This window comes from Micromonospora cathayae (genome assembly GCF_028993575.1).
Taxonomy (GTDB): domain Bacteria; phylum Actinomycetota; class Actinomycetes; order Mycobacteriales; family Micromonosporaceae; genus Micromonospora; species Micromonospora cathayae.
The window spans coordinates 1,487,203-1,501,026 of sequence record NZ_CP118615.1; the positions used below are offsets into that span (position 1 = coordinate 1,487,203).

Annotated in this window: 14 protein-coding genes and 1 pseudogene; 12 read left to right on the plus strand and 3 right to left on the minus strand. The window is 71.9% G+C overall.

Annotated elements, in window-relative coordinates; genetic code table 11:
* The first annotated feature begins 19 nt into the window (after positions 1-19).
* The 8 genes from PVK37_RS06890 (at position 20) to PVK37_RS06925 (ending at position 6,696) form a co-directional block, all read left to right on the plus strand.
* A complete protein-coding gene (locus PVK37_RS06890; protein WP_275032925.1) occupies positions 20-442 on the plus strand; it encodes a DUF350 domain-containing protein in 423 nt (140 codons plus the stop codon).
* Complete coding sequence (locus tag PVK37_RS06895) at positions 442-1,167, plus strand: hypothetical protein (RefSeq protein WP_275032926.1); 726 nt, start codon at positions 442-444, stop codon at positions 1,165-1,167. Before PVK37_RS06890 ends, PVK37_RS06895 begins: the two co-directional genes overlap by 1 nt.
* Positions 1,168-1,289: 122 nt before the next feature.
* The gene (locus PVK37_RS06900) at positions 1,290-2,846 is read left to right on the plus strand and encodes a polyamine aminopropyltransferase (protein ID WP_275034989.1); all 1,557 of its coding nucleotides are present in this window, start codon (positions 1,290-1,292) and stop codon (positions 2,844-2,846) included.
* Between the two features lie 94 nt (positions 2,847-2,940).
* Positions 2,941-3,870 (plus strand): hypothetical protein, encoded by a 930-nt coding sequence (locus PVK37_RS06905; RefSeq protein ID WP_423791009.1) that lies wholly within the window; start codon positions 2,941-2,943, stop codon positions 3,868-3,870.
* 73 nt (positions 3,871-3,943) lie between these two features.
* Positions 3,944-4,654 carry a hypothetical protein gene (locus tag PVK37_RS06910; protein ID WP_275032930.1) on the plus strand — a complete coding sequence of 237 codons (711 nt, stop codon included), beginning with the start codon at positions 3,944-3,946 and terminating at the stop codon, positions 4,652-4,654.
* 78 nt (positions 4,655-4,732) lie between these two features.
* Positions 4,733-5,557 (plus strand): SDR family NAD(P)-dependent oxidoreductase, encoded by an 825-nt coding sequence (locus PVK37_RS06915; protein ID WP_275032931.1) that lies wholly within the window; start codon positions 4,733-4,735, stop codon positions 5,555-5,557.
* Between the two features lie 165 nt (positions 5,558-5,722).
* A complete protein-coding gene (pyrE, locus tag PVK37_RS06920) occupies positions 5,723-6,262 on the plus strand; it encodes an orotate phosphoribosyltransferase (RefSeq protein ID WP_275032932.1) in 540 nt (179 codons plus the stop codon).
* A 56-nt stretch (positions 6,263-6,318) separates the two neighbouring features.
* Entirely contained in the window at positions 6,319-6,696 is a 378-nt protein-coding gene (locus tag PVK37_RS06925; protein ID WP_076468717.1) for an ArsR/SmtB family transcription factor, read from the plus strand.
* A 1,344-nt stretch (positions 6,697-8,040) separates the two neighbouring features.
* On the opposite strand, the pseudogene PVK37_RS06930 reads toward PVK37_RS06925, so the two are convergent.
* Positions 8,041-8,739 (minus strand): annotated as a pseudogene (locus PVK37_RS06930) (DedA family protein); the annotation flags it as partial.
* A gap of 203 nt (positions 8,740-8,942) precedes the next feature.
* Between PVK37_RS06930 and PVK37_RS06935 the strand changes: the two are divergent.
* The gene (locus PVK37_RS06935) at positions 8,943-9,425 is read left to right on the plus strand and encodes a SigE family RNA polymerase sigma factor (RefSeq protein WP_275032933.1); all 483 of its coding nucleotides are present in this window, start codon (positions 8,943-8,945) and stop codon (positions 9,423-9,425) included.
* Entirely contained in the window at positions 9,425-10,495 is a 1,071-nt protein-coding gene (locus PVK37_RS06940; RefSeq protein ID WP_275032934.1) for an LCP family protein, read from the plus strand. Before PVK37_RS06935 ends, PVK37_RS06940 begins: the two co-directional genes overlap by 1 nt.
* Before the next feature lie 19 nt (positions 10,496-10,514).
* Here PVK37_RS06940 and PVK37_RS06945 read toward each other — a convergent pair whose 3' ends face one another.
* On the minus strand, positions 10,515-10,727 hold the full coding sequence (locus PVK37_RS06945) for a hypothetical protein (RefSeq protein ID WP_275032935.1): 213 nt from the start codon (positions 10,725-10,727) through the stop codon (positions 10,515-10,517).
* Positions 10,728-10,864: 137 nt separating this feature from the next.
* Here PVK37_RS06945 and PVK37_RS06950 point away from each other — a divergent pair, with 137 nt between their 5' ends.
* A complete protein-coding gene (locus PVK37_RS06950; RefSeq protein WP_275032936.1) occupies positions 10,865-11,236 on the plus strand; it encodes a phage holin family protein in 372 nt (123 codons plus the stop codon).
* A gap of 145 nt (positions 11,237-11,381) precedes the next feature.
* The gene (gene fbaA, locus PVK37_RS06955; protein ID WP_275032937.1) at positions 11,382-12,407 is read left to right on the plus strand and encodes a class II fructose-bisphosphate aldolase; all 1,026 of its coding nucleotides are present in this window, start codon (positions 11,382-11,384) and stop codon (positions 12,405-12,407) included.
* Between the two features lie 57 nt (positions 12,408-12,464).
* Here the strand turns inward: fbaA and PVK37_RS06960 are convergent, their stop codons facing one another.
* A complete protein-coding gene (locus PVK37_RS06960) occupies positions 12,465-13,691 on the minus strand; it encodes an LOG family protein (RefSeq protein WP_423791010.1) in 1,227 nt (408 codons plus the stop codon).
* Between the last annotated feature and the right edge of the window lie 133 nt (positions 13,692-13,824).

The window sequence follows — 13,824 nt, forward strand, 5'->3', positions numbered from 1 at the left end:
CATCCTCCGGAGTCCCACCGTGCAGACCCTCGTCACCGACCTGCTGGTCACCCTCGCCTACGGGGTGGTCGGCGTCCTGCTGATGGCCATCGGCTACGTCCTGGTCGACGTGGCCACGCCGGGCCGGCTCAACGAACTGATCTGGACCCAGCGCAACCGCAACGCGGCGCTGCTGCTCGCCTCCAACCTGGCCGGCGTGGGCATCATCGTGGTCGCCGCGATCGTCGCCAGCGACGACAACTTCCGGCTCGGCATCACCGGTGCCGCCGCGTACGGCATCCTCGGTCTGGTCATCATGGCGGCGGCGTTCGTGGTGCTGGACGTGGCGACCCCCGGCAGGCTCGGTGAGATCCTGGTCGACCCGGAGCCGCACCCGGCCGTGTGGGTGTCCGCCGTCATCCACCTCGCCACCGGCGCGATCATCGCCGCCGCGATCAGCTGATGACCGGGGCGAAGCCCGCCGCCGGAGGGCAGCAGAAGTCCACGGTCTGGCTGGTCGTGGTCACCGTCGTGGTCGTCGGCGTCTGCGTGGGCATCGGGATCGTCAACAACGACGGCGGCGGCAGCGTCGTGCCGCCGCCCACCGCCACCGAGCGGGCCGACACCGTGGCGGTGCTCAAGCGCAACGCCGAGGCACAGGACGTCTGCTACGGCTGGAAACTCCAGGAGAGCACCCGGGAGGTCAGCGTCGGCTCGAACCTCGGCGACGGGGTCCCGGTCGACGACGAGCGCTGCCCGCGCTGGGTCGAGGTCCAGGCGAGTGTCACCTGGACCTCGGAGAGCAGCGAGCTGAGCGACTACGCCAGCGTCGGGCTGGACAGCTCCGGTGACCTGGACTCGTACGACCTGCTCCGGGCGCAGCAGGGCCTGACCCGGTTCGGCCTGACCGACGACGTGTTCATCGACGACCCGGGTTGGGCGATCACCCGGGCGGCGGTGGTGCTGCCGTTGCTGCTGGCCGAGACGGGGCAGGTCCCGCCGGTACCGGTCGGCACCGCCGCTGCGGAGGCGGCCCCGACGCCGCTCCCGGCGGCCGGCAACGACATCTGGCGGGACCGCTGGGGGTACCTGCTCGCCGTCGGTGGACTGCTGCTGGTCACCGCGCTGCTGGTCACCGTCGGCCTGATCCAGCGCCAGCGGCAGCGGCGCGCCCGGCCGGGGCAGTGACCGCCGGAGCCCCCACCCCGGCCGGCGACCCACCCACCCCGGCCGGCGGCGCGGCCGGTACCGGTGGGCTCACCCCGGCCGGCGGCGCGGCCGGTACCGGAAGATCCGCCCCGGCCGGTGACGTGCCGGCCCGCCCGCGCTGGCGGCTGGCCCGCGCGGCGGTGCTGCTCGCCGTCTTCGTCTGCGCGGCCTGCGGCCTGGTGTACGAGCTGGCCCTGGTCGCGCTGGGCAGCTACCTGATCGGCGACACGGTCGGCCAGGCGTCGATCGTGCTCGGCGTGATGGTCTTCGCGATGGGGGTCGGCGCGCTCGCCGCGAAGCCGCTCCAGTCCCGGGCCGCCGCCGCGTTCGCCCTGGTCGAGCTGGTCCTGGCGCTGCTCGGCGGGCTGAGCGTGCTCGGTCTCTACGCGGCGTTCGCCTGGCTGGACCTGTACGGCCCGGCACTGGTCGGCACCGCGTTCGTGCTGGGCCTGCTGATCGGCGCGGAGATCCCGCTGCTGATGGTGCTGCTGCAACGCATCCGGGAACAGTCCGCCGGCAGCGCGGTCGCCGACCTGTTCGCCGCCGACTACGTCGGCGCGCTGCTCGGCGGGCTGGCCTTCCCGTTCCTGCTGATCCCGGTCTTCGGGCAGCTCAAGGGGGCACTCGTGGTCGGCGCGGTGAACGCCGTCGCCGGGGTCGCGCTGATCGTCACGGTCTTCCGGAAGGAACTGAGCCGCCGGGCGTGGGCCGGAATCACCGCCGGGTCCGTGGTGGTCGCGCTCTGCCTGTCGTACGCCTGGATCACCGCCCGGGACTTCGAGGTGACCGCCCGGCAGCAGCTGTACCGGGACCCGGTGGTGCACGCCGAACGCAGCCGTTACCAGGAGATCGTGCTGACCCGGTCGGTCGCCGAGGTCGGCCGGCGGGCCACCGACCTGCGGTTGTTCCTCAACGGCGACCTCCAGTTCAGCTCGGTCGACGAGTACCGCTACCACGAGGCGCTGGTGCATCCGGCGCTGGCCGGGCCACGCGGCGAGGTGCTGGTGCTCGGGGCCGGCGACGGGCTGGCCGTCCGTGAGCTGCTGCGCTACCCGGACGTCCGGCGGATCACCGTGGTCGACCTGGACCCGGCGGTGGTGGCGCTGGCCCGCAGCGAACCGCAACTGCGTCAGCTCAACGGCGACGCGTTCGCCGACCCCCGGGTACGGGTGGTGCACGCCGACGCCTTCGGCTGGCTGCGTACCGCCGGGGAACGCTTCGACGTGGTGGTGGCCGACCTGCCCGACCCGGACGAGACGGCCACCGCGAAGCTCTACACCGTCGAGTTCTACACCCTGGTCCGCTCGGTGCTCGCCGACCGGGCCCGACTGGTGGTGCAGTCCGGTTCGCCGTACTTCGCACCCCGGTCGTACTGGTCGATCGAGGCGTCGATCCGGGCCGCCGGGTTCGCCACCCGGCCGTACCACGTGGACGTGCCGTCCTTCGGCGACTGGGGTTTCGTGCTGGCGGTACCCGGGACTACCCCGCCCGTGTTGGGTCTGCCGGCCGACGCGCCGGCCCTGCGGTTCCTGGACCCGGGCACGCTCGCCGCCGCCGGGAACTTCCCCGCCGACCGGCGCCGGGTGGACGTACCCGCCTCCACGCTGTTGCAGCCCAGGGTGCTGGAGTACGCCCGCGCCGAGTGGCGCGGCTACTGACCGTCCGGCGTTCCGGCGGGTCCGGCAGCTGCTGGCCGGCGTTCCGGCGGGTCCGGCATCTGCTGTCCGGTGCGGATGGCGGAATGCCGTTACGGTGTGGTGGCGATCCGAGGGAAGGAGAAGCGTGGCCGAATCCCACAGCGCGCCGGCCCGGGTGCGCCCGGGCAGCGTGACGATATCCAGTTACCTGTTGATCCTGGTGGCCGTCCTCCAGGTGCTCGCCCTGATCCTGACCCTCGCCACCATCGGCGACACCCGCCGGGTGCTCGAGGACGCCTACCGGGACAGCTCGGTCAACGGGATGGACGCGGTGGCCGACTTCGCCACCGTCGTCGCCGTCGGGGCCAGCCTGATCACCCTGCTGTTGGCGGTCGGCCTGGTGGTGCTGGCGGTGCTCAACAACCGGGGCAAGAACGGCTCCCGGATCACCACCTGGGTGGTGGGCGGTCTGCTGCTCTGTTGCAGCGGCGGCGGCCTGCTCAGCGGTGCGGCCGGCTCGTTCAGCGGGCCGGTGGGCGGCTCCAGCGCGGACATGCCGAGCCAGGAAGAGGTCCAGCGTCGGCTGGAGGAGGCGCTGCCGTCCTGGTACCAGCCGGTCAACCTGCTGCTCGGCATCGTGACGGTGCTCGCGCTGATCGCGGCCCTGGTGCTGCTGGCGTTGCCGGCGTCGAACGAGTTCTTCCGTAAGCCGCAGCCGGCCTGGGAGCCCCCGCTGCCCGGCGCCTACCCGGGCTACCCGCCGTCCGGCCAGCCGGGCTACCCGCCGTCCGGCCAGCCGGGCTACCCGTCCGCGCCGGGCCAGCCGGGGTACCCGCCGTCCGGCCAGCCGGGTTATCCGCCCGCCTCCGGTGAGCCCGGCTATCCGCCGGCATCCGGCCAGCCGGGGTACCCGCCGTCGGGCCAGTCCCCGTACGGCGGGCCGGCCCAGCCGGAACCGGGGCCGTCCACGGACCGCCCGGAGTCCGGCCCGTCCACCGACCGGCCGGGGGACCAGCCCGGACAGAATCCGCCACCGGCAAGTTGATCAATCGATAAGCGGGACTCCGCCGATCCCTCCGAGTAGGTTGCTTCGCGACGCCTACTCGGAGGGATCGGTCGTGTCGGATCAGGTTCCGCCCCGGCGACCCGCCGCCGTCGTGCTCGCCGCCGGGCTGCTCGTCGGCATGGCCGTCGCCGGGCTCGCCAACGCCGCCGCCGGGCTGCTGACCCTGGACGGCACCGCGACGCGGTTCCGGGCCGCGACGACGGACGTGGCCGACCGGAGCGCCGTCGACGCGGTGGCGACCCTGGTCGGGGTCTTCACCGTCCTGGCCGCCGTCCTGGCCGTGGTGGTCGCCGTGCTGCTGTTCGCCCTCGCCCTCGGTCTGCTCGCCCGGCGCAACGCGGTCCGGGTGACCACCTGGGTGGTCGCCGGGCTGGGTCTGCTCGCCGGCTGCGGTGCGCTGGCCGTCCTGGTCGGGCAGCGGACGATCCCGTTCCGGCTCGACCGCGACGAGGCCACCACGGCGGTGCTGTTCGATGCGCTGACCAGCGCCTACCCGGCATGGTGGATCCCGCTCAACGCCGGGCTTTCGGTCGGCCAGGTGCTCGGTTACCTTGTGGTAGCAACGCTGCTGGCGCTGCCCACGGCGAACGCCTACTACCGTCGTCGCCCGCCGACCCCACCCCACGTCCCGCCGCCCTCCGGTCCATCGCCCTCCGCTCCGTCGTCCTCTGGTCTGTCGTCTCCGGCCCCGTCGTCCTCCGGTCCGGCGGCCCCCGACCCGCCGTCTCCGGTACCGCCGTCTCCCGGCCCCGCCGGCCCCTGACCCGCCGTCTCTGGTACCGCCGTCTCCGCGACCGCTGTCTTCCCGACCGCTCCGTCCCGCCCAGGTGAGGATCCGCCCGTGCCCGCATCGTCCGACCCGGTTGTGCCCGGCCCCGCCGACCAGCTCGCGGTGGTCACCGGAGCGACAGCCGGCATCGGGGCCGCCTTCGCCCGCCGACTCGCCGCCGACGGGTACGACCTCGTCCTGGTGGCCCGGGACGCCGCCCGGCTCGCCGGATTCGCCGCCGAGCTGGCCGAACGGCACGGCCGGCAGGTGGAGGCGCTGCCGGCGGATCTCTCCACCGACGACGGCTGCGCCGCCGTGGTGCGCCGGCTCACCGAGGGCACCCCGGTCGACCTGCTGGTCAACAACGCCGGCATCGCCCTGACCAGGTCCTTCCTTCGGTCCAGTGTCGAGGATGAGGCCCGGCTGCTGCGGCTGAACGTCAACTCGGTGATGCGCCTGACGCACGCGGTGCTGCCGATCATGACCGCCCGGCAACGTGGGGCAGTGATAAATGTCTCTTCCGTTGCGGGATTTGGCGCGCTCGAACCCGGCTCGACCTACTCCGCCACCAAGGCCTGGGTGACCAACTTCAGCGAGTCGGTGGGCCAGGCCGCGCGGCCCCACGGCGTACGCGTGATGGCCCTCTGCCCCGGCTTCACCCGTACCGAGTTCCACCAGCGGGCCGGTATCGACACGACGAAGACGCCCTCGTGGATTTGGCTCGATGCCGACGATGTCATCGATCAGGGTCTCCGTGACCTGCGAAAAGGTCGGTTGGTGAGCGTTCCTGACTGGAAATACAAACTCGCCGTGGTGGGACTGCGGCACACGCCCCAGCGGCTGCTGCACCGTCTCACCCGGGACAAGCGGGTTCCGGCCGGGCGTCGCGGGAGCTGACCGTACCCGTCCCGGCGGGCCGCCGCGACCCGGCCCGGAGAGCCGTCGACCCTGATGCATGTTGCACAGAGTGAGCGGATGCTGTCGTCAACTGGTCGCCCGCAGGACTGACCGAGGGTGGACCCGACCCACGGCTCCCAGACTTGCGCAGTACCCTTGTGCGCCATGGGGGACCGCGACGACCTGCGTAAATTCATCGCCGACCTGGCCGTGGTCCATGGACGGGTGGTGCTCTCCTCGGGGCGCGAGGCAGATTGGTACGTCGATCTGCGTCGTGTCACGCTCCATCACCAGGCCGCTCCGTTGGTGGGGCGCGTCCTGTTGGATCTCACCGCCGACTGGGAGTTCGACGCCGTCGGTGGACTGACCTTGGGCGCCGATCCGGTCGCACTGTCGATGCTGCACGCCGCAGCTGCGACAAAACGACCGCTCGACGCGTTCGTCGTGCGCAAGGCTGGTAAGGCGCACGGGCTGCAACGCCGCATCGAAGGGCCTGACGTATCCGGGCGCCGGGTATTGGCGGTGGAAGATACCTCAACGACCGGTGGGAGTGTACTCACCGCAGTTGAAGCGTTACGAGAGGCGGGGGCTGAGGTCGTCGGCGTGGCCGTTATTGTTGATCGAGGTGCCGGCAACGCCGTAGAAGCAGCCGGGTTGCCCTACCGGGCAGCCTATACGTTGGCTGACCTTGGCCTTGTGGCCTAAAAGTCTGCCGATTCGGATTGCGGATATGCAGGCGTTTCGATGCTGCTGGTGGAAGGATGGAAAACGTGGGAACTGCGTTGGCTGAAATGACTATGCCTCAGATCTCGCCGCTTGCCGGCGAGCCGATCGAACGTGCCGATGCCGAGCGGCTCGCGGGGGTGCTCAAGGCCCTCGCGGACCCTGCCCGGCTGCGGCTGCTCAGCCTGATCCAGTCGGCCCCCGAGGGCGAGGCGTGCGTCTGCGACTTGACCGCGCCGCTCGGCCTCTCCCAGCCGACGGTCAGCCACCACCTGCGTATCCTCACCGAGGCCGGCTTGCTGGAGCGGGAGAAGCGCGGTGTCTGGGCGTACTACCGACTGGTGCCGACGGCGATCGCCACGATCGCCGATCTGCTGACCCCGCCCCGTAAGCGCGCCACCAAGAAGGCTCGCTGATCCGTCCCGGTCGTCCGGGGCCGCTCCGCCGGGAGCGGCACCGGACAACCGGTCGGGTTCGACCGTGGCGGTGTCCGTCAGCCACCGATGCTCGGTGGCTGACGACCCGTGCTCCGGGCTGCCCTGCGGGGTGAGGCCCGACCGAGAGCCTGCGGCTCACCGCCGCAGGCTCTCGGCACCATGGGAACGTCTCCGTTCCCCCGCTGACCTCTGCCCGGTCTCCGGCAGAAGACCTGCCGGCCCGCGCGGGGTTACGAACTGCCGGCCCCCCCCGGGGATGCTCTGTCGGCGTGCCCTTCGTCGGTGCGCCCTCCGGGTGCCCTTCGTCGGTGCGCCCGCCCTCCGGGTGCCCTTCGTCGGTGCGCCCGCCCTCCGGGTGCCCCTTGTCGGTGGGCCCTCCGGCTGGCCGGAAGCGGGCCGACCCGGCGGACCGCTGTGTCCCGATCACCGCCCTGACACGTGACCGCCCGGCGGACGAGGATCACCCCGCCCGCCGTCGGTATCCGCTCGGGACGATCAGTGCCGACCGTACGGCTGACCGCCGTGGGGCTGCTGTCCCCGCTGGTACGGCTGCTGCTCGTCACCGTAGGACTGCTGCTCGCCGTACGCCGGCTGCGGCTGGCCATACGTCGGTTGCGGCGGCTGCTGGCCGTACGCCGGCGGCTGCTGGCCGTACGGCTGCCCGTACTGCGGTTGCTCGGGGTACGGCTGCCCGTACTGCGGTTGCTCGGTGGCGGGCTGGTGCCCGCGGTACGCCGGCTGCGGCTGCGCGCCGTACGGCTGCTGCTGGTCGGCGACAGAGGGCCGTGGCTGGTCGCCGTAGGGCTGACCGTACTGCTGCTCGCCGTACGGCGAGGGCTGCTGGGCGCCGGTGCCGTATCCGGGCTGTGCGCCGTACCCCGGCTGGGCGGGCTGCGCGCTGTATCCGGGCTGGGTGCTGTATCCGGGCTGTGCGCCGTATCCGGGCTGGGTGTTGTCGTATCCCGGCTGGGTGCCGTGACCCGGCGACGACTGGGGAGCATGGCCCTGGCCGCCGTGGTCCGGCGACCGTCCGTCTCCGAGGTGCTGCTGCCGGGTGTCGCCGTACGACTGCCCGCCGTAGGGCTGCTGTTGCGGGCCGCCGGGGTAGGGCAGGGCACCGAACTGCTGGGTCTCGTCCTGGTCCGCCCGGCCGCCGTACGGCTGGCCACCACCGTAGACCTGACCACCCCGGGACGGCTGGTTGCCGCCGCCGTACTGCGGGGTGCCGCCGGCCGGGGGCAGGGCGTCGCCGTACGGCTGGCCGCCGTACCGCTGCCCGCTCTCCGGGTACGGCTGGCCGGCGTACCCGGACTGCTCCTCCTGGTTCTCGCGGGCCTCGCGGACGGCCTCCTCGGCGGCGGCCCGCTCCTCGGCGGTGGTGCCCCGCTTGGCCGCCATCCGGGCCCGGAGCAGCTCGATCACGATCGGCACCACCGAGAGCACCACGATGCCGATCAGGATCATCTCGATGTTGGCCTTGACGAACGGGATCTGGCCGAGGAAGTACCCCAGCACGGTGACCCCGGTGCCCCAGAGGATCCCGCCGACCACGTTGTAGATCACGAAGGTGCGGTAGTCCATCCGGCTCACGCCGGCCACGATCGGGGTGAAGGTCCGCACGATCGGCACGAACCGGGCCAGCACGATCGACCGCGGGCCGTACTTCTCGAAGAACTCGTGTGCCTTGAGCACGTTCTCCTGCTTGAACAGCTTCGAGTTGGGCCGGCGGAACAGCGCCGGGCCGACCTTGCGCCCGAAGGCGTACCCGACCTGGTCCCCGGCGATCGCGGAGAGGGTGATCAGCAGGCAGACCAGCCAGAGCGGGTAGGTGATGTACTTCCCGTCGGCGGTGAGCAGGCCGGCGGTGAACAGCAACGAGTCACCCGGCAGGAAGAACCCGATCAACAGGCCGGACTCGGCGAAGACGATGACCAGGATGCCGAGCAACCCGAACGTCGAAATCAACCACTCCGGGTCGAGCCAGTCCGGCCCGAGGGCCAGCGTGGTCGTGGGCGTCGGCACGAGGTGACCTCCGATGTCAGCCAGTAGGGGCGGCGGTCGTCCGCCACCGGCGATGGCACCCACTGAGTCTAGGTGCCCACCAACTGGCCTGGTGCGGGACGTCACGACCGACATCCGGCGTACCGGACAACCCGGCGCTCGCACCACGCGCAACGTTCCGCGTCGCCGCACCCGTCAACAGGGCAGGACCCCTGGGAGGTGCAGTGACGTACGAGGAGTTCGCCGACGCCCGGCTGGCCGCGATGCTGCGGTACGCGGTCATGCTGACCGGCGACCCGCACCAGGCACAGGACCTGGTGCAGGAGACCATGGTGCGGGTCCAGCTCAACTGGCGACGGGTGGCCCGCGCGGACTCCCCGGAACGGTACGTGCGCCGGATGCTCACCCACCAGTACGTCGACTGGCGACGCGGCTCCTGGGTCCGCCGCGTGTTGCTGCGGGCCGAACCGGACGACGCGGTCCCGGTACCCGCCGACCACGCGGAGACCGCCGTCGAGCGGGACCAGGTCTGGTCCTGGCTCGCGCGGTTGCCCCGCCGGCAACGCGCCACGCTGGTGCTGCGCTACTACGAGGACCTGCCCGACGCGGAGATCGCCGCGATTCTCGGCTGTGCGGTCGGCACCGTCCGTTCGTCCATTTCCCGCGCCCTGGCCACCCTCCGGGCCGAACTCGTGGAGACCTGCTGATGACCGAGGACGACCTGCGGGCCACCTTCGCCCGACACGAGACGCTGACCCCGCCGACCGGGCCACTGCGGACGGCCATCGACCGGATCGCCGCACGTCGGCGTCGGCGTCGCCGTCGCTTCACGGCTGTCGGTACGTCGCTCGCGTTGCTCGTCGCGGTGGTCGTCGGAGCGCCGCGGTACGCAGCTGACCCCGCCCGGTCGGTGGATGGCCCGGCGTCGCGCGCCGAGCTGCTCGGCCAACCGGGCGGCCCGCTCAACGTGCTGCTGCTCGGCGTGGACGGCACCTCGGTGACGGTGGGGGACCCGCCCCGGGCCGACTCGATCCTGCTGGTGCACATACCGGCCGACCAGCGCCGGATCTACCTGATCTCGCTACCCCGGGACCTGGCGGTGCCGATCCCCGGGCACGGGGTCGACAAGCTCGGCGCGTCCTTCCCGCGCGGCGTCGGCGACCGCGAACCGAGCCTGGGTCGCGGCTACCAGCTCACCAGCCGTACCGTCACCGAGCTGACCGGCGTCCGACCGGACGCCGGCGCGGTGCTCACCTATCCGGCGGTGCAGGCGATCACCGACGCCGTCGCCGGGGTGCCGGTCTGTCTGCGGGAGCCGGTCCGCTCGGTACACACCCAGCGGATCTTCCCGGCCGGTTGCCAACGGCTCGATGGTGCCGCCGCCGTCGACCTGCTCCGGCAACGGCATGGGCTCGCCGAGGACGCCCGGGACCGGGACCGCAACGCCCAGCGGTACGCCGTGGGACTGCTACGACGCCTCACCGAGCAGCGACTCCTCACCGATCCGGTGGGACTGCACCGGCTGATGCAGACCGCCGGTGCGGGCCTGACCGTGGACGCCGGCCACGCGGAACTGCCCGACCTGCTGGCGCTGCGGGCCACGGTGACGCCCACCGAGCCGGTCGGCGTGCTGCTGCCCACCGTTGCGGCCGGGGACGCGCCGGGCACCCGGCACCTGGACGAGGGAGACGGTCGGGCGCTGCTGGCCGCGCTCCGCGACGACCGGGTAGCCGACTGGGTGGCGGCGAACCCCGAACACGTGCTGAGTCAGGGGTAGGCCCGACCGCGGGAGTGGGTCAGCGGTAGTCGTCCTCGTCGGCGGTGACGACGCGGGACTGCTCCACCGCGTCCCAGTCGGCCACCTCGAGGCCCCGGTGCGGCTCGGTGTCGCCGTCGACCGGCCCGGCCACCATCGCCTGCTCCACGGCGTCGGCCGCCGGGGCCTCCGGGTCCCGCTCGTCCGGGGTGAGGTGGTCGCCCGGGGCGAACTCCTCGTCTGGCTGGCCCATCGTCCCTCCTTCGGCTCGCGCGGCAGGCTCTTCCACACCGTACGGGTTGAATGTCCTGCCCACCGGGAGGCCGTGCCAAACCGGGCGGATCGGCGGATCTGCCCCTCCGGGCCGGGGCCCGGTGCCAGGATGGGGCCGTGGGCTTCCTGATCCGGTTGGCGACCAGCGCGGTGGCGCTGTGGGTCGCCACCCTGATCGTGCCCGGCGTCGAGGTGGGTGGCCGGTCCGGGGGGCGGACGACGCTGACCCTGCTCGCCGTCGCGCTGATCTTCGGGGTGGTCAACGCGGTGCTCAAGCCGGTCATCCAGGTGGTCGGCTGTGTCTTCTACCTGCTGACCCTGGGCCTGTTCGCGTTGGTCGTGAACGCGCTGCTGTTCCTGCTGACCGACTGGATCGCCCGTCAACTCGACCTGCCGTTCCGGGTGGACGGCTTCTGGCCGGCGTTCTGGGGGGCGATCGTGGTCGCGGTGGTGAGCTGGCTGATCAGCGTCGTGGTCCGGGACAGGTAGTCCGGCACGGGGTGGACCCCTCCCGGGTCGGTTGTGCCCGCTCGGGCCTCCTACGGGATACTGCCCGCGGAGGACAGCGCGGTCTCGCACCCATGGAAGACAGTTGGCCAGCACGGCCGAGAGCGGTAGTTAAGGAGCGTTTGACATGCCCATCGCTTCCCCTGAGGTCTACGCGGAGATGCTGGACCGCGCCAAGGCCGGCCGGTACGCGTACCCCGCGATCAACGTGACGTCCTCGCAGACCCTCAACGCCGCGCTCAAGGGCTTCGCCGACGCGGAGAGCGACGGCATCATCCAGGTCTCGACCGGTGGTGCCGAGTACCTCTCCGGCCCGACCGTCAAGGACATGGTCACCGGTGCCGCCGCGTTCGCCGCGTACGCCCGCGAGGTGGCGAAGAACTACCCGGTGAACATCGCCCTGCACACCGACCACTGCCCGAAGGACAAGCTGGACAAGTTCGTCCGGCCGCTGATGGCGATGTCCAAGGAGCGGGTGGCCCGGGGCGAGGAGCCGCTGTTCCAGTCGCACATGTGGGACGGCTCCGCCGTACCGGTCGCCGAGAACCTGGAGATCGCCGCCGAGCTGCTCGACCGGGCCGCCGAGGGCAAGATCGTCCTGGAGATCGAGGTCGGCGTGGTCGGTGGTGAGGAGGACGGCGTCGAGAACGCCATCAACGACAAGCTGTACACCACCGTCGAGGACGGCCTGGCCATGGTCGAGGCGCTCGGCCTGGGCGAGAAGGGCCGCTACATGGCGGCGCTGACCTTCGGCAACGTGCACGGCGTCTACAAGCCGGGCAACGTGAAGCTCCGCCCCGAGATCCTCAACCAGATCCAGGAGGCGGTGGGCGCCAAGTACGGCAAGGACAAGCCGCTCAGCCTGGTCTTCCACGGTGGCTCCGGCTCGCTGCTGGAGGAGATCCGGGAGGCGCTCGACTACGGCGTGGTGAAGATGAACATCGACACCGACACGCAGTACGCCTTCACCCGTCCGGTCGCGGAGCACATGTTCCGCAACTTCGACGGCGTGCTCAAGATCGACGGCGAGGTCGGCAACAAGAAGATGTACGACCCGCGGACCTGGGGCAAGCTGGCCGAGGCCGGGCTTTCCGCCCGCGTCGTCGAGGCCTGCGAGCACCTGCGCTCCACCGGTACCACGCTCGCCAAGTAACCCGTACCCGTGCAGGAGGAGCCCCCGGCCACCACGGCCGGGGGCTCCTCCCGTTGCTCAGCCCACCCCGCCGATCAGGGCGCGGGCCGCCTCGGCGACGTCGTCGGTCAGGTAGACCGTGCCGGACAGGTCACCGAACGGCGAGGCCGCCAGCAACGGCCGCAGCAGCGCCTCCACCGGCAACTCCCGGGTCCAGTAGTCCCGGTTCAGGAAGACGTACGCGCCGCTGGCCCCGTCGGTGCCGTAGTAGGTCTTCGTCGCCGCCTGGAACACCTCCTGCACGGTCCCGGCCCGACCCGGCGCGAAGACGATCCCACCCCGGGCCAGCCGCAGGATGGTGTCCTCCCGGATGGCGTTCGAGAAGTACTTCGCGATCTTCCCGGCGAACAGGTTCGCCGGTTCGTGCCCGTACAGCCAGGTGGGGATCGCCAGACCACCGGTCCGGGCCCAGTCGAGGCTGGAGAGTTCCCCGCGCGCCCGGGGCAGGCCGTGCGCCGGGGCGTACCGCTGCCGCACCTCCAGCGCCACGGCGGTGTACCGGTCGTGGTCGGTGAAGTCGGGAGCGGTGGCGAGCAGGTCGATCGCCGCCGCCAGGTCCTCCACCGGATGCGAGGCGAGGTACGCGCCCAGGTTCGCCGCCTCCATCACCCCGGGTCCGCCCCCGGTGACGATCAGCCGGTCGGCGCGGGCCAGCTCCCAGCCCAGCGTGGCCGCCATCCGGTACGGGCCGCTGCCGCGCGGTACGGCGTGTCCGCCCATGACGCCCACCACGGACTGCGGCCCGTGTGTCGCCAACCAGGCCCTGGTCGCGTCGGCCAGCGCGTTGTCCACACCGTGGTCGTGCAACCGTTGACCGAGCGCCTCCTTCACGTCGGGCAGCGCACCGCCGTGCGCCCGGAAGTGCTCGTACACCCGGGTGTCGTACATGCCGGCGAAGCCGCCCTCGGCGAACCCGGCGGCCAGCTCCTCCGGGGTGTATAGATGCGACGGCTGGGTCGGGTAGGGCAGTCCGGAGAACGGTGGCACCACGTTCGCCCCACGCCGGACCAGGTCCGCCCCGACCTCCCGGTCGGCGAACCGGCAACCGACGAAGAGGGTCCCGGCGACGTCCGTGCCGGTCAGATCGGGTACGGGGGACAGGTCGAGCCGGAGGCCCTGCACGGTCAACCCGGCCAGGCTGCCGGTGGAGAGCCGCCGGTCGAAGGCGGCGCGGGTCTCGATCTCGTCTGGGGCGGTGTGCGGCTCGATGACGTCCGCAGGTGGTGGGGTCGGCACGAGAGCCATCGTGCCCAACCCGGGCAAACGGTAAAACCGTCGGTGCCCCGGTGCCCCGGTGTGCGCGCTCGAACCGGCAAGAGCCCGGCGACCAGGGTCACCGGGCTCTCGTCAACCGGTTCCTGGGGAGGCTCCGGAACAT